The organism is Reichenbachiella sp. MSK19-1, assembly GCF_003590315.1.
Lineage (GTDB): Bacteria > Bacteroidota > Bacteroidia > Cytophagales > Cyclobacteriaceae > Reichenbachiella > Reichenbachiella agariperforans.
The window spans coordinates 314,674-339,339 of the sequence record NZ_MIER01000016.1; the positions used below are offsets into that span (position 1 = coordinate 314,674).

23 protein-coding genes are annotated in these 24,666 nt (G+C 42.4%); 11 read left to right on the forward strand and 12 right to left on the reverse strand.

Annotation, left to right across the window (positions count from 1 at the left end; genetic code table 11):
- Window positions 1-27: 27 nt before the first annotated feature.
- From BGP76_RS14005 to BGP76_RS14020, 4 genes are all read right to left on the reverse strand, one after another.
- Window positions 28-1,455 carry a bifunctional UDP-sugar hydrolase/5'-nucleotidase gene (locus BGP76_RS14005; RefSeq protein ID WP_119845149.1) on the reverse strand — a complete coding sequence of 476 codons (1,428 nt, stop codon included), beginning with the start codon at window positions 1,453-1,455 and terminating at the stop codon, window positions 28-30.
- Window positions 1,456-1,569: 114 nt separating this feature from the next.
- A complete protein-coding gene (locus BGP76_RS14010) occupies window positions 1,570-2,112 on the reverse strand; it encodes a pyridoxamine 5'-phosphate oxidase family protein (RefSeq protein WP_119845150.1) in 543 nt (180 codons plus the stop codon).
- Window positions 2,113-2,141: 29 nt separating this feature from the next.
- Window positions 2,142-3,269 carry a magnesium/cobalt transporter CorA gene (gene corA / locus BGP76_RS14015; protein WP_119845151.1) on the reverse strand — a complete coding sequence of 376 codons (1,128 nt, stop codon included), beginning with the start codon at window positions 3,267-3,269 and terminating at the stop codon, window positions 2,142-2,144.
- Window positions 3,270-3,393: 124 nt separating this feature from the next.
- Window positions 3,394-3,972 carry an HPP family protein gene (locus tag BGP76_RS14020; protein WP_073121719.1) on the reverse strand — a complete coding sequence of 193 codons (579 nt, stop codon included), beginning with the start codon at window positions 3,970-3,972 and terminating at the stop codon, window positions 3,394-3,396.
- Window positions 3,973-4,107: 135 nt separating this feature from the next.
- On the opposite strand from BGP76_RS14020, the gene BGP76_RS14025 reads away from it, so the two are divergent.
- The 4 genes from BGP76_RS14025 (at window position 4,108) to BGP76_RS14040 (ending at window position 7,489) form a co-directional block, all read left to right on the forward strand.
- A complete protein-coding gene (locus tag BGP76_RS14025) occupies window positions 4,108-5,010 on the forward strand; it encodes a LysR family transcriptional regulator (protein ID WP_119845152.1) in 903 nt (300 codons plus the stop codon).
- A 168-nt stretch (window positions 5,011-5,178) separates the two neighbouring features.
- Window positions 5,179-5,613 (forward strand): RimK/LysX family protein, encoded by a 435-nt coding sequence (locus BGP76_RS14030; RefSeq protein ID WP_073121715.1) that lies wholly within the window; start codon window positions 5,179-5,181, stop codon window positions 5,611-5,613.
- Window positions 5,610-6,515 carry a 30S ribosomal protein S6--L-glutamate ligase gene (gene rimK, locus BGP76_RS14035; RefSeq protein WP_119845153.1) on the forward strand — a complete coding sequence of 302 codons (906 nt, stop codon included), beginning with the start codon at window positions 5,610-5,612 and terminating at the stop codon, window positions 6,513-6,515. Before BGP76_RS14030 ends, rimK begins: the two co-directional genes overlap by 4 nt.
- Before the next feature lie 20 nt (window positions 6,516-6,535).
- Window positions 6,536-7,489, forward strand: coding sequence for a succinylglutamate desuccinylase/aspartoacylase family protein (locus BGP76_RS14040; protein WP_119845154.1), 954 nt, complete (start codon window positions 6,536-6,538; stop codon window positions 7,487-7,489).
- Here the strand turns inward: BGP76_RS14040 and BGP76_RS14045 are convergent.
- Window positions 7,478-8,662, reverse strand: coding sequence for a cation:proton antiporter (locus tag BGP76_RS14045; protein ID WP_158584280.1), 1,185 nt, complete (start codon window positions 8,660-8,662; stop codon window positions 7,478-7,480). The genes BGP76_RS14040 and BGP76_RS14045 overlap by 12 nt on opposite strands.
- An 856-nt stretch (window positions 8,663-9,518) precedes the next feature.
- On the opposite strand from BGP76_RS14045, the gene BGP76_RS14050 reads away from it, so the two are divergent.
- From BGP76_RS14050 to BGP76_RS14055, 3 genes are all read left to right on the forward strand, one after another.
- On the forward strand, window positions 9,519-10,733 hold the full coding sequence (locus BGP76_RS14050) for a sugar MFS transporter (RefSeq protein WP_119845559.1): 1,215 nt from the start codon (window positions 9,519-9,521) through the stop codon (window positions 10,731-10,733).
- A gap of 612 nt (window positions 10,734-11,345) precedes the next feature.
- On the forward strand, window positions 11,346-11,594 hold the full coding sequence (locus tag BGP76_RS20180) for a hypothetical protein (RefSeq protein ID WP_147407478.1): 249 nt from the start codon (window positions 11,346-11,348) through the stop codon (window positions 11,592-11,594).
- A 198-nt stretch (window positions 11,595-11,792) separates the two neighbouring features.
- Window positions 11,793-14,240 carry an HD domain-containing protein gene (locus BGP76_RS14055; RefSeq protein WP_119845156.1) on the forward strand — a complete coding sequence of 816 codons (2,448 nt, stop codon included), beginning with the start codon at window positions 11,793-11,795 and terminating at the stop codon, window positions 14,238-14,240.
- A gap of 322 nt (window positions 14,241-14,562) precedes the next feature.
- Here BGP76_RS14055 and BGP76_RS14060 read toward each other — a convergent pair whose 3' ends face one another.
- From BGP76_RS14060 to BGP76_RS14070, 3 genes are all read right to left on the reverse strand, one after another.
- Window positions 14,563-15,081, reverse strand: a complete 519-nt coding sequence (locus BGP76_RS14060) for a hypothetical protein (RefSeq protein ID WP_119845157.1) — start codon at window positions 15,079-15,081, stop codon at window positions 14,563-14,565.
- Window positions 15,082-15,107: 26 nt separating this feature from the next.
- Window positions 15,108-15,797 (reverse strand): AraC family transcriptional regulator, encoded by a 690-nt coding sequence (locus BGP76_RS14065; RefSeq protein ID WP_216011170.1) that lies wholly within the window; start codon window positions 15,795-15,797, stop codon window positions 15,108-15,110.
- Window positions 15,798-15,921: 124 nt separating this feature from the next.
- A complete protein-coding gene (locus BGP76_RS14070) occupies window positions 15,922-16,875 on the reverse strand; it encodes an SDR family oxidoreductase (RefSeq protein ID WP_119845159.1) in 954 nt (317 codons plus the stop codon).
- A gap of 557 nt (window positions 16,876-17,432) precedes the next feature.
- Between BGP76_RS14070 and BGP76_RS14075 the strand changes: the two genes are divergently transcribed.
- From BGP76_RS14075 to BGP76_RS14085, 3 genes are read left to right on the forward strand one after another with little or no spacing between them, the layout of a single operon-like run.
- Window positions 17,433-18,224 carry a type IV toxin-antitoxin system AbiEi family antitoxin gene (locus BGP76_RS14075; protein WP_119845160.1) on the forward strand — a complete coding sequence of 264 codons (792 nt, stop codon included), beginning with the start codon at window positions 17,433-17,435 and terminating at the stop codon, window positions 18,222-18,224.
- Window positions 18,221-19,012: a nucleotidyl transferase AbiEii/AbiGii toxin family protein gene (locus tag BGP76_RS14080; RefSeq protein ID WP_119845161.1), complete on the forward strand. Its 792-nt coding sequence runs from the start codon at window positions 18,221-18,223 to the stop codon at window positions 19,010-19,012. The genes BGP76_RS14075 and BGP76_RS14080 overlap by 4 nt, the downstream gene beginning before the upstream one ends.
- Before the next feature lie 36 nt (window positions 19,013-19,048).
- Window positions 19,049-19,396 (forward strand): DUF3024 domain-containing protein, encoded by a 348-nt coding sequence (locus BGP76_RS14085; RefSeq protein ID WP_119845162.1) that lies wholly within the window; start codon window positions 19,049-19,051, stop codon window positions 19,394-19,396.
- A 376-nt stretch (window positions 19,397-19,772) separates the two neighbouring features.
- Here the strand turns inward: BGP76_RS14085 and BGP76_RS14090 are convergent, their stop codons facing one another.
- From BGP76_RS14090 to BGP76_RS14105, 4 genes are all read right to left on the reverse strand, one after another.
- Entirely contained in the window at window positions 19,773-20,981 is a 1,209-nt protein-coding gene (locus BGP76_RS14090) for a bifunctional alpha/beta hydrolase/OsmC family protein (RefSeq protein WP_119845163.1), read from the reverse strand.
- A 95-nt stretch (window positions 20,982-21,076) separates the two neighbouring features.
- Complete coding sequence (locus tag BGP76_RS20390; RefSeq protein ID WP_185146852.1) at window positions 21,077-21,718, reverse strand: hypothetical protein; 642 nt, start codon at window positions 21,716-21,718, stop codon at window positions 21,077-21,079.
- Window positions 21,719-21,821: 103 nt separating this feature from the next.
- The gene (locus tag BGP76_RS14100) at window positions 21,822-22,241 is read right to left on the reverse strand and encodes an SRPBCC domain-containing protein (protein WP_119845164.1); all 420 of its coding nucleotides are present in this window, start codon (window positions 22,239-22,241) and stop codon (window positions 21,822-21,824) included.
- Window positions 22,242-22,303: 62 nt separating this feature from the next.
- Window positions 22,304-22,951 (reverse strand): Crp/Fnr family transcriptional regulator, encoded by a 648-nt coding sequence (locus BGP76_RS14105; protein WP_255416137.1) that lies wholly within the window; start codon window positions 22,949-22,951, stop codon window positions 22,304-22,306.
- A 78-nt stretch (window positions 22,952-23,029) separates the two neighbouring features.
- On the opposite strand from BGP76_RS14105, the gene BGP76_RS14110 reads away from it, so the two are divergent.
- Window positions 23,030-24,655: a glycerol-3-phosphate dehydrogenase/oxidase gene (locus tag BGP76_RS14110; protein WP_255416138.1), complete on the forward strand. Its 1,626-nt coding sequence runs from the start codon at window positions 23,030-23,032 to the stop codon at window positions 24,653-24,655.
- The last annotated feature ends 11 nt before the right edge of the window (window positions 24,656-24,666 follow it).

Sequence of the window (24,666 nt, forward strand, 5' to 3'; positions counted from 1 at the left end):
CAATGTTCTTAGACCTTTTTTTATATCCTAATCAGCAGACTGATATTGATTACAACCATCATAGTCAATGGTTCCTTCATATGATTTGAGATAGGCCAAAATAGACTCTGCGGTAGTCAGCTCTCGGACTTCAGCATCCTCTAAGGCAAAGTAACTGTCATATACTGCCGCGATATAATCATTCATTCCGAGGGTTAAAATCACATCATCCTCCAATTCTACTCCAGCAGCATCATAAATGCATAGTCCTTCACATTCTCCATTCACAGTAATTCCACTCATGTGAAACCCATCACCTGTACCGATCAAAAACTCCTTGATCTCTGCCACTGATTTAGTGAAAACCACACTCCCGTTATTGAACGGGTCTACCTCGAATATTTCTAAACGAGTAATCTCTCCCTTATCAATAGTGGACCGTACACCACCACCGTTTTGAATCGAAAAATCAACCTGCATGTAATCTCTCAACGCATCGGTATAAAAACACCCTGTCTCTGTACCTGTATGGTCTACAGCAGAAAAACCAACGACTTCATCTAAATCTGGCGCTTCATTATAACTCGATATAATACTTTGTAAGTCTTCATCAATGGGTTGCTCGTCCGCTAAACTGATAAATGACACTTCATATTCCACGACGGTTTTGTTCTCGATTGTAAGATCTATTCTTCCAAGATTAGCCAAATAGGACCCACTTTGCACAATCGGTATGCCCGACACCTCTTCATTAATAATCTGGTGAGAGTGTCCTCCAATGATCAAATCAAAATAAGGAAAATTCTCTGCTAAATATCGATCAGAACTAGACCCTAGATGCGTGAGGGCAATATACATATCTGCGTCCTCGGTGGTTTTCAAATCCGAAAACTCTCCTACAATGTCATAAAAGTGCTGAAAAGAAAAGTCAGCAACTCTCCAAGGGTGAGATGATGGTATAACCCCATCTGGTTTTCCCCCAGTCTCTACTAAGCCTAACACTGTGATTTTGAGACTTCCCACCTCGAAGGTCACATAGTCGTCTGGCTGTGTCAACCCAGAATCCTGCACATCTATGTTGGCACATACCCACTCAAACTCCGCCTGTGCCATTCGTTCCTTTAGGACTTCAGGCCCATAGTCAAACTCATGGTTGCCAATCACACTGGCATTGAACCCCGACCGGTTCATTAGGTCGATCATGGGAGAACCTTTCTCTACATGCTGATCCACGATAGGGTTTCCCGAAAAAATATCCCCTCCGCATAGCAGCAAAGTATTTCCTTCGTTCCTTTCAGCATCTACCAATGCTTTCACTTTGGCAAAATTGTCTATTTGTCCATGAGGGTCATTGACAAAAAATATAGTTAATTCCTGAGCCGTTGAGTCCTCAAAGCCATTATCAGATTGAGGGTTATTTTCTTTACACCCTAAAACCAATATTACAAATATGAACCAATAACTGTGTCGTATCATGAGTTTCTTGTTTAAACCATGAAATTAGTCTCAACGCCACAAATTCACCAACGAATTGTCAAAAGACAGAAAATCATAATACTCACGTAATGTCAAAGCAACTAACTACGGTTTTTAGCCAAGTATCTTCGTCTCATGACCATCGAGGCTAGTCGTATTCTTTTCTTCCCAATAAGTATGTATGCGTTCGTCTCCTTGCTTTTGCCAATACACCTCCAATTCGGTTCGCTCTTCTTTGAAATCCATGAAAGGTACAGCCATGCCACATGAGGCCTGTACGAGATCGATCTCCATCTCTATGATCTGACGAGATCCCTTAATCTCAGGGAATTGCCCAATATATGCACCATAACCTTCATCTCGGGGATGAAAAATTTTGGCATGACCATAGAGTCGCAGAATCAGAGGCTTCCCCTCAAAGGCGCAAAACATGATCGTCATCCGATCACGCTCTAGCAGATGTGTTGCTGTTTCATTCCCACTACCCGTGAGGTTGAGCCAAATGATTTTGGATGGGCTCAGGACGCGAAACGAATCCATTCCCTTGGGCGAAATATTGACTCGTCCTTCGGCCATAGCTGTGCCTACAAAAAATATTTTTTGTGCTGCAATAAACTCTTCCAAAGCAGGCGTAAGCTGCGCGAGTTGTTTTCCCATTTTAAGTATAGTTTAGATCTGCCGGTTGATTACAACCAATTTTTGCGTTTGAAATAAATGAACATACCGACAAATGTCAATCCCATCACTCCCCATACCGCTTGATATCCATAGCGAAATTTCAGCTCAGGCATGTATTCGAAGTTCATTCCATATACCCCTGCGATGAACGTCAGCGGGATAAAAATGGTTGCCACAGTCGTGAGTACCTTCATCGTCTCATTCATTTTTTGACTCAGAGACGAAAAATAGATATTACTCAAACTGTCTAGCGAGTTGACCGTTGAGCTGATTTCTTCAATAGCGCCTTCACAGCTACTCATCAAGTCCATGTAATACTTGTGCGTAGATTTAGCGATGAATACAGACTCACGGCTAGATATTGCACGAAGTGCGTCTTTGAATGGTGTCAATGATTTTTTGATGGTTTGGGAGAGCTGTTTGAGATGCTCCATCTCTACGATAATGTCCTGCGTGGGATTATCAAAGACCCGCTTTTCGAGCCGCTCTACCTTGGTATTGATCCACTCGATGGTCTCGTAGTAGTTGTCCAAAATCGCATCGAGCAACTGACAAACTAGAAAATCTGCCTTTCGGGTACGAATCAGACCTAACTTCTCCACGATTTTATTTCTGATGTGATCAAAGTGGTCTCCCTCTTCCTCCTGAAACGAAACGACATAATCTCTTCCCAGCACGAAAGACAACTGCTCTACTTTCAGGCTTTCTTCCCCATCCTTTAGGATAGACTTGATGCTAAAAAACAAGTAAGTATCATACTCATCCACCTTTGGCCGCAACGTAGTATCCAGAATCTGACGCTGTGTGATCCGGTCGAGTTTGAGGTTCTTGCCTATCTTTTCGATAATATCAACATCATGGAGACCGTAAACATTGACCCAGCTGACTTTCTGATTCGAAAACGCAGCAGCATAATCCATCGGGCCTTCGACATCTCTTTTGTCTACCATTTTGGCATCATACTGATAAAGCTGTACGGTGACTTCTTCTACTTTTTTCTTCCCGATGAAGGCGACCTTACCTGTTTCCTTCGCCTTGGTTTTTTGATCCGTATATAGTGTAAGTGGTAGGCTCACTAGGGTTTTCAGTCCTGTAAATAGTAGTTTGTCAGGTCTGGTGATATCAAAATCTTTCATCTATCGTTTGGTCTAGTCCTCTGGGACAGTTCTAATTTTTCGTCCCTATAAAAGTAAAGGATATTCTATACCTAGCGAGAAAAACCAAAACAAGATTGATGCATTTGTTTTGTACTAAACCACCTTATTTTCGACGGACGATCACACGGGTAAAAGCACGCGTCGTAGGGTACTGGCGGTGAGGGGTTAGGTTATTTGCCACGATCGCCACGAGTAGCAGGATCAATACACCTGAGAGAACTGGCGACAGCACATACATATAGCCCATGGCCTTGATCTGTGCCGAGCCCAACACCGCTATCAATGCAGTAGCACCTCCAGGCGGATGTAGCGTTTTGGTCATTTGCATCCCGATAATGGACAGAGACACAGCCAGTGGTGCGGCGATCAGGGGCGTATGAGGGAAAACTAACTGAACGGTCACACCTACTATCGCCGATACCACATGACCTCCGACCAAATTGCGAGGCTGAGACAGGGGGCTCTGGATGGCACCATAGATCAGCACACTCGATGCTCCGAATGACCCGATCAAAAACAAATTATCGTTGACATTGAGAAAAGTATGCTGTAGCAACCCTATCAAGCCTATCCCTATGAATGACCCCAAAAACGAACAGGCATACTCTCGAAAATCTATCAGGGTCTCTCTATATAGAATGTACTTGACGAGTCGGATTTTCCTATGTATGCGTTTCTTCACTGCTTTATTGATTATTTGCAGTCGCAAAACTACGTAGTTGGCATGCCTCAACGCCGAGGGTTGATTGAGATAAATTTGACTTGAAGCTTAATTTTTTTCAATCAACAAAACTCCGCTTTGCTGTAACTTGCGACCATGGAATTGAAACACCTACGTTTGATCAAAACAATCGCTGATGAAGGCAACATTGCTAACTCATCACAGAAGCTGTTTTTGACCCAATCTGCACTCAGTCATCAGCTCAAAGAGGTCGAAGAACGTCTAGGGTTCAAAATTTTTTCGCGAAAGCGAAACGAATGGAAACTAACCGAAGAAGGTGCCGAACTCTATCAACTCTCCACCAATGTGCTGACCTCCATCGATGAAAAGCTCACCCACATCAAGAAAATCCAACAAAAGACAGGAGGAAAAGTACGTGTGAGTTGCGAATGCTATTCGTTTTATCGTTTGTTTCCACTGTTTCTACAGGACATGTCTTTGGTCTATCCCAACATCGATATCGAACTCGTATTCGATGCGACCCATCAGCCCATTACTAAGCTACTATCTTTGGAAATCGACTTGGCGATCGTGACCTCTCCGTCTTCTGTCCAAAGTTTGTCCTGTGTAGAAGTGATGCAGGACGAAGTGATGATGCTGATGCACAAAGAACACCGCCTGGCCGAAAAATCTTATATAGAGGCAGAGGATTTTGCAGACTTGCACCTACTGATACATTCCTATCCACTGGAGACGGTATCTGTATACGAGCACTTCCTCAAACCCAACCACATCCTCCCAAACAAAATATCCGACATCCCACTGACAGAGGTCGCCATCGAGATGGTCCATGCCAATATGGGCGTGATGTGCGTGCCCAAATGGTGTCTCAAATCTTTTGACCTACCCAAAGACCTGATTTTTAAACCAATCAGCCAAAACGGCCTCCAGCGAAAACTCTATATCGTCGTGCGCAACAATGACATGACCAAAGATCACTTCAAGGATTTCGTCTCGACATTCGACGAAAACATCAACAATGACCAATCGGTTCTATAGTCGCGAACAGGCTATTATTTATCTCTCATCATCCTCAAGTTCTCTTTATCGATAAATTAAGATGGGCACAAGTGATTATTTATGGCAGACATGAATATAAATTCGCGCCTGCTTTGTTTTACCAGCAGGATGTATGACCTTCCTTAATATTATTACGAACAAACTCTTATGAAAACTATTGGTCGAAAGGACAAAATCGACTTGCCTGAATTTCAACTATTCGAGATCGATGCTAAAATAGACACTGGAGCCTATGGCAATGCACTTCATTGCCATCATACCAAAATCGAAAAGCGAAACGGAGTAGACACCCTTTCGTTTCAAATCTTAGACCCTGATCATCCTGACTATGAAGGTCAGGTATTTTATACGAGCAAATTCAGTGAGAAATCTGTCAAAAGCTCAAACGGTGAGCTTGAACATCGGTTCTTGATCAAGACAGAGATTGTCCTTTTTGGCGAAACGACCGAAATAGAATTTTCACTCACAGATCGCAGCAACATGAGAAACCCCATCTTGCTCGGTCGCACCTTTCTGTCGGGTAACTACCTGGTAGATGTACAACTAAAAAACTTATCTTTTAAAAAGAAACCCATATCATGAAAATTGCAGTATTATCCCGAAACCCTAAGCTATACTCCACCAGCAGGCTAGTAGAAGCCATCCAAAAGCGTGGACACCAAGCAGTGGTGCTGGATCACATGAAGTGTGATATCATCATGGATAATAAAGGGCCTTATATAAATTATGAAGGTGAAGTAATCAACGATATCGACGCGATCATACCGAGGATCGGTGCCTCGGTGACATTCTACGGTACTGCTGTCGTACGACAGTTCGAGATGATGAATGTATTCTGTGTGGTCGATTCTATTGCCATCACACGATCACGAGACAAACTCCGCAGCTTACAAATCCTCTCTAGCTCTGGAGTCGGCATGCCCAAAACTGCCTTCACGAACTTCAACAAGAAAGAAAACAAAGTGCTCAAGCACATCGGCCAAGCACCAGTAGTCATCAAGCTCCTCGAAGGGACTCAAGGTCTCGGTGTGGTACTGGCCGAAACCAACAAAGCAGCTACTTCGGTCATCGAGGCATTCGAAAGCCTGAAAACCCGTGTCATCCTACAAGAATTCATCGAAGAGGCAGGCGGAGCAGACATCCGTGCCTTCATCGTCAACGGCGAAGTGGTCGGTGCGATGAAGCGCCAAGGAAAAGAAGGAGAGTTTAGGTCTAACCTGCACCGTGGGGGTGAGGCCAATGTGATCAAGCTGAGCCGTGCCGAAAAATCAACTGCCCTTAAAGCTGCCAAAAGCATGGGACTAGCAGTCGCTGGTGTAGATATGCTACAGTCTAAAAATGGGCCACTCGTACTAGAAGTAAACTCCTCACCAGGACTAGAAGGAATCGAAAAAGCCACAGGCATAGATGTCGCCGAAAAAATAATAGAATACATCGAAAACTCGACAAAGAAAAAACGCGTCAACAAAAAGAAAAACGCCTAAATCTCGAGGGATAATAACCCATGCAAATCCATAATCAGGAAATACTACCCGGTGAAACCAAAAACGTAATCGTCAATATCGCGCGACTGCCCTCGCACTCGCCGATAGAGATTACGATCACGGTATCACGAGCGCTAGAGGATGGGCCAACCGTCCTCTTGATGGGTGGACTTCATGGTGACGAAATCAACGGAATAGAAATCGTACGTCGACTCATCGAGCACGATCAACATCTCCCGATCAAAGGCACTACGATTTGTATCCCGATTATCAACGTATACGGTTTCATACATTTCTCTCGCTATGTGCCCGATGGAAAAGATGTCAACCGGTCGTTCCCTGGCAACAAAAACGGATCATTAGCAGCTAGGGTAGCCTATTTTCTGATGAAAGAAATCATACCGAAAATAGACTATGGTTTAGATTTTCATACAGGTGGTGCGGATAGAACCAATTACCCACAGGTCAGGTGCGTAATGTCAGACCCTAAAAATGCTGAATTGGCAGCAGTGTTTGCTGCACCATTTAGCTTGCACTCTGCCTATCGATCTAGGTCTCTCCGCTGGGCAGCCGCTAAACTTGGCAAAAAGATTTTGGTATATGAAGGAGGCGAATCGTCACGGTTCGATCAGTATGCCATTGAGCAAGGTATCAAAGGAACAATGCGTCTATTGGCACACCTCGGTATGCGAGATGAAGAGGCCTATGAAAAAGAATATGAAAGCGTACTAATCAAGTCCTCCTCATGGATACGCGCCAAAGCCTCAGGGCTTTTCCTCACTGAGGTGAAAAGTGGACAGAAGGTGAAGAAAAATCAAGTTGTAGGGTACATAGCTGACCCATTCGGCGAATTCAAAGTACCTGTCAAATCCAGTGCATCAGGATATGTCATCGGGCTCAACAACAACCCGATCCTCCACCAAGGCGATGCAGTCATGCATATCGGTGTGATTAAAAACGTACTACCGGAGTAAGGATACGTCCAGGTTAAGCACCTTTCGAACGAACATCACTGTAATGGGACTGATAAAAATCGTCACCGAGATCACGATCACAGTCATCTGATAACTAAACGTCGAAATAATATCTGCTTGATGACCAATAGAGGCTAATACAAAACTGAACTCGCCAATCTGTGCTAACAACGAACCGCCATACAAACTTTCGTTCCAGCTATTGCCCAATAGCTTTAGCAGAAAGGCATTGATCAGCATATTACTGATATAGACGGTCAGCACCAAACTCCCAATCACCAACCAATGCTCTAAGATAAAACTCGTATCAATCAACAGACCTACGGACAGAAAAAACACCGAGACCAATACGATCCTAAACGACCGCAAACTATCGTGCAACCATGTCGTGGCTGGTGTAGCATGTACAAGCAGACCTGCGACGAATGCACCCAGACCCGCCGACAGGCCAAAGAGTGAAGTAATCAACGCCATACCAAAACAAACAATCAAGGCAGCAAAAACTTGAAGTTCTTGATCATTCTTCAGTTGTTTGATAAAAGGCACGCGCAACGAACGGCGTTTAAACATATAATAAAGCAAGCCTCCGATAAGCAGAGCTCCGACGAGCTGAAGACCTATCTTCTCCATGTCTAGGCCATCCGTGTCGAACAAACTCATCACAATGATCATCGGTACGATCAAGATATCCTGAGTGATGAGGATACTAATCACATTTTGCCCAATTTTGGTTTTGAAGATTTTGTTGTCTTCCAAAAGGCGAATCACCACAGCCGAACTGCTCAAGGAAATAATGAAGCCCAAAAGCAACATGCGTTTAAAATCCCAACCGAGAAAAAAACCAACAGTCATCATCGCCATCACGCTAATAAACACCTGCAGTCCAGTCCCAAACACAGCAATACGCCACTTCTTCACAAAATCATGCAGGGAGATTTCCATCCCGATAAAAAACATCAGGATAATCAAACCCAACTCACCCATGAACTCTGCAGTCTCTGTATCCGGCACCAACTGCGTCCCAGACGGACCTACGACTATTCCAGTCAGAATGTAGGCTATAATGTAGGGTTGATTGGCCCTTTTGAGCAACAGGCTCAAAATCAGAATTAAACCAAATACCCCCAGCATAATATTGAGCTCAGTAGCTAAGGCGGTGAGAAGTAGAGTCATTGTATACATATCAAGAATAAAAATACGCCATAATATTCGATACCCGAAAATCCATAAGGCACAAAAAAACCTGACCCTACTATGGAAAGCATGATCAGGCGTAACCTACGTTTGAATCTTAACGTCAACCTATCACTCCTTTATGTATACACTTTATCAGATTCGTCCGGGGCATGTCAAAACTAGCAGTCAATCCGCAACCGCCTAGACATAGGATATATACCCAAACAAGACCATAGCAACTAGAGGTATACGACTATCAAGCATGTTGCGTCACTAGCATCGGTAATCCTAAATACTTATAAAGCCCAACATCCAAATATGATGTTTCTACTGAAATATTGGACTTAGTAATGAAGTATCTGTGAGAAGGTAAAAACCGGAATGATTATCCAGAACTAGTCTTTCAAAATAGATGTAACGACATATATATTGCAGGCTCTAAAATATAAAACATATCGAATCAGGTCACTGATCGACGAAAGATAAGGTTAGGTTAAATAGGTTAGCTTAGGGAGACGCCCTAAGTTCTATTCGGGTTGGGAGAGTTTGCTTCCGACCCGTTTTTTTTTGTTTAAAATTTTGAACAAAAAAGTCCCACAATCTCAGGGGCCATAGGCTACTCATCGAAATTCATCACGTCCAGCACCCCGCAAAACAGTCCATAAGAAAACAAACTTGGCATATACCAACACTTACAAATGACCAATCCATTGAAAAAAGTGCTGCATAAAACACAACGGTAAGGGGATAATTGTTCCTTTTTAGCACGTCATATCTACTACATGTATCCAGACGTAATGAATTTCCCATTCATTTTGAATAATATTAAAGATTGAAACATGACTAAATGACTATGCAATCACAATTAAACAAGAACAGATTATTTATAGCCAGTTGCTTTGCGCTGCTGACGACTGCCTTTGCCTTTGGTATTCGCGCTGGGATCATGAACGACCTAGTCGCTGACATGAGCCTGACGGATCGCCAGCTCGGCTGGATCAACTTCATGGGTATCTTCGGTTTTCCGATCGCCACACTAATCGGCGGGCCGCTCTACAACACGCTCGGGCCAAGAAAAATAGGTAATGTGGCATTCATCTGTCACTTTATCGGGATCACCTTTTCGATTCTATCCAATAGCTTCTACACACTATTCTTCTCTACATTCTTCATCAGTTTTGCCAACGGTATGGTCGAGGCAGCTTACAACCCGATGATCGCCTCGATGTACACCGAAAAACGCGCAACGATGCTCAACCGATTCCACGTTTGGTTTCCTGGCGGGATCGCTATAGGGTCTATCTTGGCACTATTGGTTGCCAACATCGGCTGGGGGTGGCAACTGAAGCTATCGATCATGTATATCCCTGCTATCATTTATTTCGTGATGTTCCGTGGACAAACATTCCCTGAGACACGCAGCGAATCTAGCAGCTCGACTGCCGAAAATTTCAAAGCCATCCTGAAGTCACCGATCTACTGGGTGATGCTGATCTGTATGGCACTGACTGCCACGACAGAACTCGGGACACAGTCCTGGGTAGAAAGAATCCTCGCCAACTCAGGCGCACAACCGCTCCTAGTGCTAGCCATGGTGACAGTACTGATGGCTGTCGGTAGGTTCTTCGCTGGACCACTGATTCACAGACTCAACATCACGGGCGTCCTGTTGTCATCAGCAGTGATCGCATCAGTAGCCATCTATCTAATGAGTATCGCCACGGGTGGTATGGTCTATTTCGCAGCGATCTTGTTCGCCATCGGCGTGTGCTACTTCTGGCCTACGATGATCTCCTTCATCGCGGAGTACCAGCCCAAAACAGGTGCGCTCGGCATGTCGCTAATTGGTGGAGTGGGTATGCTCGGGTTATCGATCTTTCAGCCCATCATCGGTGGGTGGATCGAAGGACACCGTGCCACCAAAGCAGCAGAGGGCCTCACGGGCGAAGCATTAGAGCTCGCAGCTGGTCAAGCCACACTGGCGAATATCGCCATCATCCCTATGCTCCTGATCGGGGTGTTCTTATTCATATTTTTCTGGCAAAGAAAACAAGCAAGTCAGGCTTAATACAAGATTAAAAAACAACCCCTCGCTGACTGGTCAGTCAGCGAGGGGTTAACCTCCACAGGGCTATGAAGTGTTCTATGCACAGGACTCTTGCTAGCTATCAACAGCAGTCTGTGTTTTTGTACTGCACCCACACCTCCCCGTATCTGTATGTATCTATCTATAACCTGTCAACTTATTTCAGGACGATTCCAAAGTATGCTCTGGGGCAGACAAAGTACGGTCTCGGGAAGTTGAAGTATGCTCTGGGGCAACTGTAGTATGGGTTTTTCAATGCAATTATGCGTTGGGGAAGTTGAAGTGTGTTCATGGGTGGATAAAGTACGCTCTCGGGAAATCAAAGTATGGGTTTTCCCCAATCGCATTGACTAGCTAAGCGTTTAATATTATCTCCGATTTTTATAGATACGCCTCATTTTGATCCGTCTGCGCAGACTTTGTCCCAAACCTACTGAGGCTTTACCAAAAACCTACTGATACTTTGCCACAAACCTGCTGTGACTTTACGCTAAACCTGTACAGGTTTGCTAGAAAACCCGCGCATCATTGCTAGAAATCCGCGCAGACTTTAGATCAAACCTGCGCAGATTTTGAGACGAATCTGCACAGATTTTGCTCCGAACCCGCGCAGACTTTAGATCAAACCTGCGCAGACTTTGCTCCGAATCTGCGCAGACTTTAGGTCAAACCCGTGCAGACTTTGAGACGAATCTGCACGGGTTTTTGAAAAGACAAAAACAGCCCCTTTCTGCAGCCTACAGGGCAGTATTTAGCATCACGGTTTCCTTCCCGATGGCATCAGGAGCAAATCCAAAGGCTCGGAGACGTCAGGAGAAAACCCCAACACACTTCACTGAATAGCCCCCTGTATCTAGGTATATATAGGCTGTACTTTGATCTTAGAGGCTCGCTTGCTTGTATCTATCCAGGCTAAGGGGTATTCTTGGGGATATCAATGACTGACATAGTGTTGATACCAATAGTATATATACGCAATTGCGTATAGCGAAGTGTTGTGCTTCATGCCAGAAGGAGACCGTACTTCTAAGTTAAAGTAAAATGACAGATAACTATAAAGACGAAATATTACCAAGGTTAGCAAAGAGTAAAATATACAGTACTTTAAAAACCAAATGTAAGAATAAAGACAATGAAGTCATTGCTCTTGTTGACCAATCCGTATACTACGCTCATCAAAGAACAAAAACAATCATTAAACACATGGGGGAATTCACTCTTCATGATAGTGACCATTTGTTTAGAGTTTTATACTTGATGGAAAAACTGCTTACTGATGATAATATTGAAAAGTTATCCTCACCAGAACTAATGCTTTTAATTCTTAGTGCCTTTTTTCACGATATAGGAATGGCTCCAAATGAAGAAGAAATTATTGCATGGAAAAAGGTTTGGGATAGGGTTCCTGAGTTGAATGATACTGAGTCGGTAGAATATAACAATTTTAAAAGGTTCTATTCAGCTAGACCTGACCAACATGATTTAATACTTGACCTTATCTCACAAGGCAAGAATACTCAGGCAGAAACAATAAAGGGATATTTAATTACGGAATATATCAGACAAACTCATGCTGAAAGGGCTAGAGAAGTAATCGAGAAGGATTGGAACAATAAAATTGTATTCCGCGATACTGATTTAACAGTAGAACTTGCGCAAATTTGTTTTAGCCATAATGAAGAAGCTTTGTCTGTTCTGGAATTGGATAAAAACCTACTATGTGCAGTTGATACATACTCAAACTTAGCTTTAGTAGCAACAATACTTAGGTTAGCAGACATATTGGATTTTGATGGAAAAAGGACTCCTTCTATACTTTTTTCACACTTATATGTTAGACACCCTATTTCATTGAAAGAATGGAATAAGCATAGAGCTATTGAGGCATGGGATATAAAACCTAATGAAATTAAGTTTAGTGCAAAATGCACTCATCCTGCTATTGAAGCATCAATACATGAATTTTGTAATTTAATTGACCATGAGCTTAGCGTTTGCAATAACATTATTACTGAAATAAATTATTTCAATAAAGCTCAAGAATTTGATTTGGAAATCAAGATTCCATTTAAGGTTAATAGAACCAAGATTAAAACCAAAACATCAATTCGAAATAAACCAATATATAAATACAGAGACACAAAGTTTAACCTAAGTAAAAACCAAGTTATTGAGTTATTAATGGGGACAAAGCTTTATGGAAACCCTGAAGTTGCTCTACGAGAGTTATTGCAGAATTCTATTGACGCATGTCTACTTAGGGACGCTCAGGAAAAAGAATGGGGGAATAATTATACTCCTGAAATTACAGTAAAATATTACTCAGAAGATGAAAATGATGTTTTGGAAGTTTTTGATAATGGAACTGGGATGGACCAGTATATAATAGATAATTATTACTCAAAAATAGGTTCATCATTCTATAAGTCAACAGACTTTTATAATCTCAAATCAGAGTCTAAAGCTGAATTTTATCCAACTTCTCGATTTGGCATAGGAATTCTGTCTTGCTTTATGATTTCAGATGTTTTAATTGTTGATACCAAAAGAGTTTATGCCCCTCATGAATCGAGTGAGCCTATAAACATAACGGTTGAAGGTCAAGAGAGTATTTTCTGGATTAAAGATGGCAATAGAAAAGTTCCTGGAACAACAACCAAATTAGTCTTAAGAAAAAATAGGAATCCATGGCAAAAAATGTCAGAGGAACGATTTATTAGAAGTGTTGAGAATGTAATACCAAACCCACCGTTCACAATAAATATTAATACTTTATCACAGAATAAAAAAAGAGATGAAAATAGTTTTAAAGAACTAAAGGCTTCTTCATTATATGATTATTCATGGGATGAAAATGAGAATATTAAGACATTTAATATAGAGTTAAACCAAGAAAGTAAAGGCATTGTTGGTTCTGCAACAGTTGCAATCTTAGAGAGTGAAGGCAAACCTGTAGATAGAATTGAGTTAAATTCAAAAGAGGTCGAGGTTGAAGGTGAAACTTTTACGCTAGAAAGAGAAATGCACATTGCAGAGAATTCAATTGAGGAATCTTCAAAATCAATAACAATTAGTGATGATGGTGATATTAGAGAGGATGATTCGACGAGAAATTTTGCACGCTCAAAGTCGGTAATTGCTTTGCATGGTATTGAAATTCCATCTTCATTGTTTCCTGATTATTGGGCTCAAAAGAACAATCAAGTGAAAATATTATGGCCATTCCCATTAGTAATTGTTGCAGACGTGTGCGGAAACCGTGATTTGGATTTAAATTCTGCTAGAACGGAAATTATTCAAAGTGATAAATGGTTTGATTTCGAAGAAGAACTAGCATATCTAATTTGTAAAAAAATATCAAATAAGGTATCAAAGAAATACTGGAATGAATTACAGGAAATATTTAAACAAAGAACAAAGAATGAGACTTTTTTGAGAGCTCTAGAACGATTAAATAAAGTACGAAAGCACAATCAAGTAGACGGCTGACGCTCAAATGACCGCCAGTGCGCCTCTCACCCCAACTCGTCCTCGTTTGTAACGAGGACGCTTTTTTTAAGCATTTGCAATGCGCTTTTCTACATTCAGCATGAGGCACTTTCAAGTTAGTTAAAAGCAGAAAGGTTCTCAATCCCTACCCTACAGAACAGATGGGTTTGAAGAATAGCATACTAAAATGGCCGTAAATCTATAGTGGCTAATCTGAGATATGGCGGGGTTTCCAAAGTGCAGAGCAGAGAACTTACATTCACAGCAAAACCGCCATGATTTGATCACAGCATGTTCGCTGTATTGTTTTATCGTTCCATGATTAAAGTTGTGAGTTACCATCTTGATTTACTAAAGTTATTAACTGTTTAGCGTAAGCTTCCATTCTGGCATGGGCAGTACCATCAACTATTAAAATAACTATCATCATGGCGATAGTTGTTATACCAATAGCTCGCCAAGTCGGGGTGTTGATGAAAATAATCAATAACGCTGCTACAACAACAATCACCGGAACAACCTTGAAAACTACCGTGTATTCTTTCAAGGTGCTTTCAGTTCGAGCAATTTCCGAAGTTGAAAAAGCTATCGCATCCCGTTGATACGCCTTCTCAAATTGATTGATTCTTGACTTGTTCGTGAAAAATAATCCAAGCCCAATTGTCATCAGTAAAACACCCGCCACCAGCAATGGAATTACATACGCCTTGGCTAATTCGGTTTTGCCGAGTTGCCAAAAACCTGCGCTTGCTGCAAAAAATAGAATGGCAAAAATGATGAAGAATCGAGTGGAGAAAACCTCTGCTCTGGCCCATTCTTGGGCGACTTTTAATATTTCCATTGGTTTATATTTTAGCGTTCTGTTGACTATTGATTTATATTTCTTGGACTAACACCAAATGCTTTTTTGAAGGCAAACGAAAAGTGAGATAAATTCTCAAAACCTGCGATAAGGTATACTTCAGTTGCTTTTTGCTTTTCGTTGGTGAGTTTGAAATGTGCCAAATTCAATCTTTTCTCTGTAAGCCATTTTCCAGGCGTTTTCTTAAATATCTTTTTAAAGTCTGACTTGAAAGTTGTGAGGCTTCTGCCTGTCAGAAAAGCAAACCGCTCCAATGGAAGGTTATACATAAAATGCTCTTCCATATACTTTTCCAAATCTATTTTACCAATCTCACTAAATGTACCGAGGATAGAACTTGCTCTTTTATCTACTTCATCAATGATGGTAAGTGCCTCCTGTACTTTGATGGGTACAAGCGATTCTGGAAGTTCGTCTTGCATATCAAAGTAGGAAAACAAGGATTGAAAAAAGCTCTCTAATAAAGGGTGTGCTTTTATGGGTCTTTGCTTGATTATGTTATCATCCCGATTTTCCAAAATAGAACGACTTTGATAAAACCTGCGCAATTCCTCATCAGAAAGAAGCATGGATACAGCTTTAAAAGGCTGATCATCTATCGGTTTTTTAATGACCCGTAATAATTGGTTTTTAGGGACTAAAACAGTGTCTCCAGCTACAAATGTCAGCGTACTTTTCCCATAGGTTAGAGTCATCTCTCCCGAGTATAGAAATACGATGATATGCTGTGGCGAAATATGTTCCCACGTATAGTCTTCCTCTAGCGATCCAGATAAAAATACCCTGCCTATATGGGTTGTAGATGGTACCATAGATTATTTACACTTTGAATTTTTGCCCAATAGTATTTTCAGAAACGTCCCACAGTCTAGTTGCAACTTCTTTATCTTTTGCGTGGGGTTCTATTTTATGAGCACCAACTGGCCCTGTCCAATTGCCTCGACCTGTGGGGCCATAAAATCCTTTTTGATCTAAATCTTCTTCTGTAGCACACATCAGTTCGGGAAATGCTCCTTTTTCAGCCGACTGTACTAGTGGAGACAACTTCATGAGTTGCCAGATGAATCGGGTCATCCACCCACCACTTGTCCTGATCAAAGACGTTCGGGACGCCCCTGGATGACATGCATAAGTCTTCACATCCGATTTACCTGCTTTTTCCAATCGATTCTGTAATTCATAGACGGTCATGATCTGCGCCAATTTACTTTGGCTATAGGCAGCATTACCGTTATAGTCTTTGTCCCAATTCATGTCGTCAAACTTAATGGTTTTAAGGCCTAAGTTGTATCCCATACTTCCCACCGTTACAATACGCCCTTTGGATTTTTCAATTAGTGGAAACAGCAAGGCTTGTAAAAGAAAATTGCCATAGTGGTTCGTTCCTAATTGGCTCTCAAATCCATCCTCTGTAAGCACCTGTTTAGGCACTTGGGCTATAGCTGCATTGAGCATTAAAGCATCAATGCGTGTTACCGTTTGCTGTACTTCTTCAGCGGCTTTTCGTACAGAAGCTTTTTTACCTAAATCAACCGTGATATACGAAACTTCAATGTCATTACCTAGCTCGTTTTTATAGGTAGTTATGACATCCTCTGATTTTACAGGGTTGCGATTGAGCATCACAACTTTCGCACCCTTGGAGAGTAATATTCTTGCTGCTTCAAACCCCGTTCCGCTTGTTGTACCAGTAATGAGGAATGTTTTACCACTGAGGTTGCCGATTCTCTCTGGTGTCCATCCTCCTTTTCCGAATTGATTGTTATTGTTCATCTCTGTTCTTCTTTCAATTTATGTGATACAAAGATCAGGAGAAACAAAACGCACAATTTTGTTTAAAAGTCGTATTTACTTTGTTTAAAAGTTGGGGTATGATCATGTCTCGCGATTGGGAGATACTAAAAGCACATCCAAGGGACCAACAGGAGTGTTTAATTCCGTGCAAACTGGAATGACCGGATTATAGGACTCGTCAATATCACTAATTGGAAGACCAACCTTGCGACTTGCTAACGATTCGGGCTACGAACCCGCTCGTAAGGGACTTCCACCCGCTGGGACTTTCGTGTTAACTTTGTTAACACATGCACATGCTGTGATCAAATCATGAGAGAGCAGAACTAGACGAAGGTTTTCTGCATTCTGGAATACCCGGCCAATTCTGCAAATTGGCCTATTGAGAAATGACCCCACCACCACCTGTAACGAATATTCATTAGTCAAGTCATTGTATAGACTCTTTCAGAAATCGTAGGCTAGCCGAAAATTATTTTAGTATATTTTTGAGATAAGCCCTTAAATAAGATACTTTACTTAAAAATTCACTAAAGTTGACGATCCGAGAATACATCATACAGCTACAAACCCAAGAACAGTACGCTTTCTCTTTGGAAGAAGTATCTTCGATCTCAGACAATAGTGACGTTGCTATCAAAAAGGAGCTCGATCGACTAACAGAAAAGAAACTGATCATTAATCTCAGAAAGGGCTTTTACCTTATTATACCGCCGAGATACTCTATGCAAGGCAAAATCCCCGTACAACTGTATATCAACAAGCTCTTCAAGAGCCTCGATAGAAAATACTACCTAAGCTTATACTCGGCAGCCAAATTTCATGGCGCCAGTCATCAACAAGGCCAACAAGAGTACATAATGACCGAGATACCCAAACTAGGAGATATAAAAAAGAACAACTTAAACACTCGTTTTTTCACAACATCCACTTGGTCAGACAAAAACATCCAAGAACGAAAATCAGACGCAGGATACTTCAAGATATCCAGTCCTGCCTTGACCGCTATTGACCTAATCCACCACCAATCCAAATTGGGAGGAATCAATAGAATGCTAGCCGTACTAGAAGAACTCATGGAGGAAATTACTCCAGAGGATATCAAAACCTTGCTAAGCTGGTATCCACACAAAAGTTCGATACAGCGTCTAGGGTTCATCTTAGAAGAATTGGAGGCAGAGGACAATCTAACGAGTCCTATTCTTTACTATTTAAAACAGAGTAAATACTTCCCAGTGCTGCTTTCCCCAAAATCGGATCAAAAAGCTGGAGCAGTCAATAACCCATGGAAAGTTGACATCAACATTACACTAGAAAGCGATTTATGATTCCGAAACCATACATAGCAGAATGGCAAAACAAGGCTCCTTGGAAAGATTTCGATCAGGTAGAACAAGACCTAATCATAAGTCGCGCTTTAGTCGAAATCTTCTCTGATGATTTTCTAAGAGAAAACCTCGCTTTCAGAGGTGGTACTGCTTTGCACAAACTCTACCTACATCCTGCTCCAAGATACTCAGAGGATATTGACTTGGTTCAAATCAAAGAAGGCCCTATCAAGCCAATTATGAAGCGACTGGGAGAAGTGATCACATTCTTTGAAGAAGATAGAAATACCAAAGTTGGCGGTCATGGCGCCAAAGCTTTTTACCGCTTCACTTCCGAATATGACGAAATACGCATGCGTCTTAAACTAGAAATCAACTGCAAAGAGCATTTCAATGTAATAGATTGGGTTGAATTCCCATTTGAAGTAGAGAGTGAATGGTTTTCTGGACAAACAAACATTCGTACCTACAACATCAATGAACTTCTCGGTACAAAGCTAAGAGCACTCTATCAGCGAAGAAAAGGAAGAGACCTGTTCGACTTGGACTATGCCCGTAGGAATATGGATTTGAATATTGATCAAATTATTGAGAGCTTTAAGAAATATACCGAGTTTGCTACTGGCAAAAGACCTCCGAGTCAAAAGGAGTTCTTACTGAACATAGAAGAGAAAGAAAATGACACTGATTTCACAGGTGATATGGAAGCATTATTGCGACCTGAAGTAGAGTATGACCAAGCCGCTGCTTTCGAGTGGTTGAAAACTAACATAGTAGAGAAAATCTGAATTCAGTCTATTCGTTAACCTCAAAAACTAAAGCACATGCCACTAGACGCACTACAATCAGCCGAAACAATCAACGCACTGGAAATATTCCTCGACAAGCGCAGACCACCAGAGCACATCAGACATCAAATTGATCTGAACTATAAAATCGATAATCAGAGTATTATCATTCTTGAGATACGTCCACACTGGCAGAATGAAGAGGAAACAATAGAAAGCCCTATTGCTAAGACCACTTGGGTTAAATCACAGAATGTTTGGAAAATCTATTGGATGCGAGCAGATCTCAAATGGCATGGCTATGAACCCAATCCCGAAGTAGAAACCATTGAAGATTTCTTAAAAGTAATAGATCAGGATGCTCATGGTTGTTTTTGGGGATAAACATATAAAGTAAAATGACTTTAAAGGAACTCATCATTAACCATCACTGGCTAAGCATCGCACCCGAATTGACTCGACTCTATATCCAGATCAGGATGTAAAGCTAGGTGCTTATCAGGACGATAATTAAGGATCAGTTGGACGACCTAAAGAATACAGTGGATGAATATGACTCATGAGGAACGAAAAAAGAATACCACATCACTTGAGGATTTCCTTAAAGAGCTAGATAAGGACAAGGATAATCACACAGACGAGTAAAAGTATTAGGGAAGGGAGTACGTTAAGCAACTGCCAACCCTGCTCAGCCATACACATTGCCATCACATACATTAGCTGTTCAAATCTATAGCTTTTTTTATCTCTCGCTGACTAATCAGTCGGTCAGCGAGGTATTGACTTCCACTTGGCTATGGAGTGTTCGGTGCACTGGACACTTGTTTGCTATCTCTAGCAATCGTTTCTTCTGCAAATCGTCCATATCCCCTTCTATCTTAATGGTTCGGTCAATTACATCTATTTTGGATTTGTCATCACATTCTTGGCAGTCTTTCGCATAGTCTTTCTTATGACTAAGGTGCACATGGACATTGTCTAGACCCCAACCCTTTCGATCCGCGTACATACGAATCGTCATCGCAGTACAAGCTCCCAGCCCTGACAATAGCAGCTCGTAAGGAGACGGCCCAAAATCATTGCCCCCGACATCTTGTGGCTCATCCGCTCTCAACCTGTGCTTGCCTGCCAATATCTCTGATACATAACCCTCACTCCCGATCTGTACTACAACCTGTTGTTTGGTTTTGAGCTGTATCGGAGCAACTTTAGGGAGATAGCGCTTGGCCCATGTGGCAATCACATCTCCAGCATAGCGTGAGTCTCCTTCGCTCGTAAGCAAGTGATCCGCTCCATCGAGAGACACAAAGCTCTTCGGGTGCATGGCGTACTCGTACAGCTTAGCCGCGTGGTTAATGTCTACGATCTCATCCTGAGGAGAATGCATAATCAAGAGCGCCTCTTTGAGCTCACGCACTGTCTCTGGCATGTTTTGACTGCTTATATCTTCGAGAAATTGTTTTTTGACATTGAAGGTTCTGCCGCCTATGGATACCTCCGCGGCATCTTGGTTTTTGATTTTTTCGATATCTCCCTGTATCAGGTGACTCACATGCGCTGGCGAAGAGGGGGCTCCTACAGTCGCGACCGCTTCCACACTCTTGATCTGTCGCCCAGCGAAAATCACCGCTGCTCCGCCGAGTGAGTGGCCGATCAGCAATCTCGGTGCTTCGTACGCATCCGTCAAGGCTTTGGCTGCAGCCACTAAGTCCTCAACATTGGAGCTAAAATTGGTATCCGAAAAATCTCCTTCACTCTGACCCAATCCCGTAAAATCAAAACTAAGTACAGCTATGCCCTGATGCGTCAAGGCTTCACTGATATGTCGTACGGCATGAAAATTCTTGTTACAAGTGAAACAATGGGCAAAAATCGCATAAGCGATCGGGTGCGCATCGATAGGCAATTCGAGATGAGCAGACAGCTCATGACCTTCAGTATTTTGAAAGGTTAATTTTTTGGTAGGCATAGTTGTGAGGTGTTTTCAGGTTTCTAATTTCTGTAAAATAACTTTACTCCCTATTGAGACGAAACACCTAGCCATAGGTTTTGGTTCCTATCATTCTACTCGCCAACCTGACTAACGGGCGCATAGTAGATCGCTTCTAAGAATACTCCCCTCTCGGATTTCTTGTCCTGCCTGCTGCGCAACTCACGGATCACTCCACCAAACTGCATGGTTTGGTCTGGCAAACGTTCGGACCCCTTGGCCTGAGCAATCAAAAAATACTCGTCACTCTCATGATCGCGGAGCTCATAGAGGTCATACTGTTCGACGATCGGTATCATGGTAAAAGATGTCACCTTGTCTATCATAATCGGCACCATGATAAAACCCGAAAATTGATCTTTAGATTCTACCCAACGTGTGATGCCCTTCACCACGACCATGGACGAAGGTTTTGCATGAAGTCTCGCTTCGGAAGGCAACATCTGCTGTGGCGCATGCTTTTGAAACGACTGGACCAAATCCGTAGAAAGCCGCTCCCAAATCTGTTGTTTTTCATCATCCGACAATTGCATCAGCGACATCTCTAGGAACAGCATCATGCGTTCCTTGTCGGTGAACACACCTGCTGCCTTGGCCAGCTCAGAGGTTGATATCTTTCCATCATTAGCCTTTGAGACCCAGTTGTAAAAACGTCCACCGTTATCCAAGGAGGTTAGCGCATCTGTGACATTTGCAAATGGGACAATTGATTTCATAGGGTATATGTTGATGATCGAAACCACAAAGATAACAAAGCCTGACAGACAGACCATGCCTCACTAGCCAGTGTAAAAGCTGCGCTTAACCATTCATATTACATCAACCTTCTACACGTTTTTTGAGACTTTCATTCATGGCCTTAAACCCATCAAGGGTCCCTGTTTCCAGTTTTTTCTTGAGCACAGCGACCAACAGGCCACTGAATGATTCGCCATGTATCAGGCGAGTATTATTTTTATCCGTTGGTTCCAACACGAAATAATGCTCTCCGTCGAACAGCCCACGAACGCCCAGTTTTCCTCTCCATCTAAACTCGCGCTTCTCTGATACAGCCAATACATCGGGCTTGAAAGTCATCTCGGACAGCACAACCTTGATCCGTTGTCCCTCTTCAGCTTTTCCCGATATTTCCCTGACCAATGGGTTCCATTCAGGATAGCTATCAAAATCCATGAGTACTTCCCAAATTTTATCTGCAGAGGCATGAATGTCTATTTGAGATTTAATTTCTAGTTTCATTGTTATATTATTTAGTGTTAGGCAAAAGTTGTGGTTATATCGTTGCGGACGCTTGACATAAATCAAGAACTCAGTTTTTTTCTGATTCGGCTCATCGTTTCGGGAGACATCCCTAGCATAGAGGCGAGATACTGTAGAGGTATCTGGTTCATCAATTCCTTGTTTTGATCAAAAAGCTTGAGGTACCGCTGCTCCGCTGACATGGACAGAAAAGAAAACACACGATCCTCGAGACTGACAAAGCATTTAGCAATAATTTGTTTTTCAAGCGCTTCCCAATGAGGAACGATCTGACCGATCTTTTGATAATTAGATTGAGAGATCGTGTACAGTTTGCAATCTGTCAGTGCCTCGATGTTCCACCGAGACGGTGTCCCGTACATTAGACTCGATAGCTCCGCCACGAACTCTCCCTGAGAGGAGATCCACTGTGTTACCTCTTTCCCATCCAGGTATTTAAAAACTCGCAAATACCCAGACTTGACAAAACTGAGTTTGCCACAGAGGGCACCTTCTTTGGTAAAAAAAGAACCTTTGTCGATCATCTCTGATTCGAATAACTCTCCCACCTCCGCAGTATGCACAGGTTCCAGACCAAAACTGGATTGTATATATAATTCTAATTCAGTCATCACGCTGTAAAATACACATGATTTTAACACATCCGATATTTCATCCAAATCAGATTTAACCCTAAATTGTTGAATCATATTATCGCTAGGTTAAGAATTTCGTGCGACGAATTACAAACTCGCAGAATTGATTAATTTCAGCCAAACTATCTAACTATGTCAGCATCCCTACAGATGGAGAAAAGGCACGAAACTGTCAGTGCACTTGAAAACGAATACTTTGACTTGGTCATTGTCGGAGGGGGTATCACTGGAGCAGGTATCGCACTAGATGCGGTGACACGAGGGCTCAAAGTTGCACTCGTGGAGAAAAACGATTTTGCCTCTGGTACCAGCAGCAAATCCACCAAACTAATCCACGGTGGCCTCCGCTACCTCAAACAGTTCGAATTTGGGCTGGTTCGAGAAGTTGGCAAGGAAAGAGCCATTCTCCACAAACTAGCCACACATCTCGTCCGTCCCGAAAAAATGCTGTTGCCTCTAACCAAAGATGGCAACTATGGCAAGATCATCGCCTCGGTAGGACTGATGGTCTACGATGTGCTCGCAGATGTCGAAAAAGCCGACCAACGCAAAATGCTGTCCGCAGCAGATACCAAAGTACTAGAACCCCTACTTGCAAACAACAACATCGAGGGGGGTGGTCTATACTCCGAATACCAAACAGATGATTTTCGTTTGGTCATCGAACTACTCAAAGCAGCACAAAGCGAAGGTGCCAAGGTCATCAACTATACTGCCTGTACACGGTTCATCCAAAAAGCAGGGGTCATCGCTGGCGTAGAAGTGAAAGACGAACTACTCGATACCGAATACAAAATATATGCAGACTACGTCATCAACGCAGCGGGTCCTTGGTCCGATGATATCCGAAAATATCAAGAGGAAGTCACGGGCAAAAAGCTGCATTTGACCAAAGGCGTTCATCTCGTACTTCCTTATGAGAAGTTTCCCATCCAGCAGTCGCTTTACTTTGACGTACCAGATGGTCGAATGATTTTTGCGATCCCGCGAAAAGACATCACCTATCTCGGTACGACCGACACCTTCTACGATCAGGACCTAAAAGACCTACGTACGACCATGGATGATGTGCATTACCTCCTCGACTCAGCCAACAGCTACTTTCCTGCTTTGGGATTGAAAACTGAAGATGTGATTTCTTCTTGGGTTGGTGTTAGACCTTTGATAGCAGAAGAGGGAAAATCCGCTTCTGAAATTTCGAGAAAAGACGAAATCTTCATCTCCGAACAGGGCCTCATCACCATCGCTGGAGGCAAACTAACCGGCTATCGAAAAATGGCAAAACGGGCTGTCGAGACACTACTCGACAGACGGCATGACGACACAGGCAAGAAAATCCCCAAATGCAAAACCAAGAAATACAAACTACCTGGCAATGGCTTCAAATCCCCAAAGGCGATTACCAAATACAAAAAGTCTCTCGCTAAAACCAACTCACACCTGAGCAAAATAGAGATTTCCTATTTGGTCGATCTCTACGGGACACAGACAGACGCCATCATAGAAGCGACCCATAATGGAACGAATATTATAGAAGCCGAAGTAGCATTCTGTATCACAAATGAATGGGTCTATCACCTCGCTGATTTTTATATCTACAGAACTGGACGTTTGTTCTTTGACTTGGAGAGTGTCCGCAGCAGTCATCTAATCGTCGCAGATCAAATGCAAAATTTGCTCGGGTGGTCTGATTCGCAGAAAGAGCAAGAAGTATTAGTTTTGAATCAAAAAATAAAAGAAGCGACAGTATTCGAATAATACTGGAGTCT

Excerpts from the sequence above, each read along its gene's own strand:
- BGP76_RS14005 (WP_119845149.1), bottom strand. The coding sequence starts at position 1,455 with ATGATACGACACAGTTATTGGTTCATATTTGTAATATTGGTTTTAGGG.
- BGP76_RS14010 (WP_119845150.1), bottom strand. The coding sequence starts at position 2,112 with ATGGGAAAACAACTCGCGCAGCTTACGCCTGCTTTGGAAGAGTTTATT.
- corA (WP_119845151.1), bottom strand. The coding sequence starts at position 3,269 with ATGAAAGATTTTGATATCACCAGACCTGACAAACTACTATTTACAGGA.
- BGP76_RS14025 (WP_119845152.1), top strand. The coding sequence starts at position 4,108 with ATGGAATTGAAACACCTACGTTTGATCAAAACAATCGCTGATGAAGGC.
- BGP76_RS14030 (WP_073121715.1), top strand. The coding sequence starts at position 5,179 with ATGAAAACTATTGGTCGAAAGGACAAAATCGACTTGCCTGAATTTCAA.
- rimK (WP_119845153.1), top strand. The coding sequence starts at position 5,610 with ATGAAAATTGCAGTATTATCCCGAAACCCTAAGCTATACTCCACCAGC.
- BGP76_RS14040 (WP_119845154.1), top strand. The coding sequence starts at position 6,536 with ATGCAAATCCATAATCAGGAAATACTACCCGGTGAAACCAAAAACGTA.
- BGP76_RS14045 (WP_158584280.1), bottom strand. The coding sequence starts at position 8,662 with ATGACTCTACTTCTCACCGCCTTAGCTACTGAGCTCAATATTATGCTG.
- BGP76_RS14050 (WP_119845559.1), top strand. The coding sequence starts at position 9,519 with ATGCAATCACAATTAAACAAGAACAGATTATTTATAGCCAGTTGCTTT.
- BGP76_RS14055 (WP_119845156.1), top strand. The coding sequence starts at position 11,793 with ATGACAGATAACTATAAAGACGAAATATTACCAAGGTTAGCAAAGAGT.
- BGP76_RS14060 (WP_119845157.1), bottom strand. The coding sequence starts at position 15,081 with ATGGAAATATTAAAAGTCGCCCAAGAATGGGCCAGAGCAGAGGTTTTC.
- BGP76_RS14065 (WP_216011170.1), bottom strand. The coding sequence starts at position 15,797 with ATGACTCTAACCTATGGGAAAAGTACGCTGACATTTGTAGCTGGAGAC.
- BGP76_RS14070 (WP_119845159.1), bottom strand. The coding sequence starts at position 16,875 with ATGAACAATAACAATCAATTCGGAAAAGGAGGATGGACACCAGAGAGA.
- BGP76_RS14080 (WP_119845161.1), top strand. The coding sequence starts at position 18,221 with ATGATTCCGAAACCATACATAGCAGAATGGCAAAACAAGGCTCCTTGG.
- BGP76_RS14085 (WP_119845162.1), top strand. The coding sequence starts at position 19,049 with ATGCCACTAGACGCACTACAATCAGCCGAAACAATCAACGCACTGGAA.
- BGP76_RS14090 (WP_119845163.1), bottom strand. The coding sequence starts at position 20,981 with ATGCCTACCAAAAAATTAACCTTTCAAAATACTGAAGGTCATGAGCTG.
- BGP76_RS20390 (WP_185146852.1), bottom strand. The coding sequence starts at position 21,718 with ATGAAATCAATTGTCCCATTTGCAAATGTCACAGATGCGCTAACCTCC.
- BGP76_RS14100 (WP_119845164.1), bottom strand. The coding sequence starts at position 22,241 with ATGAAACTAGAAATTAAATCTCAAATAGACATTCATGCCTCTGCAGAT.
- BGP76_RS14105 (WP_255416137.1), bottom strand. The coding sequence starts at position 22,951 with ATGATTCAACAATTTAGGGTTAAATCTGATTTGGATGAAATATCGGAT.
- BGP76_RS14110 (WP_255416138.1), top strand. The coding sequence starts at position 23,030 with ATGTCAGCATCCCTACAGATGGAGAAAAGGCACGAAACTGTCAGTGCA.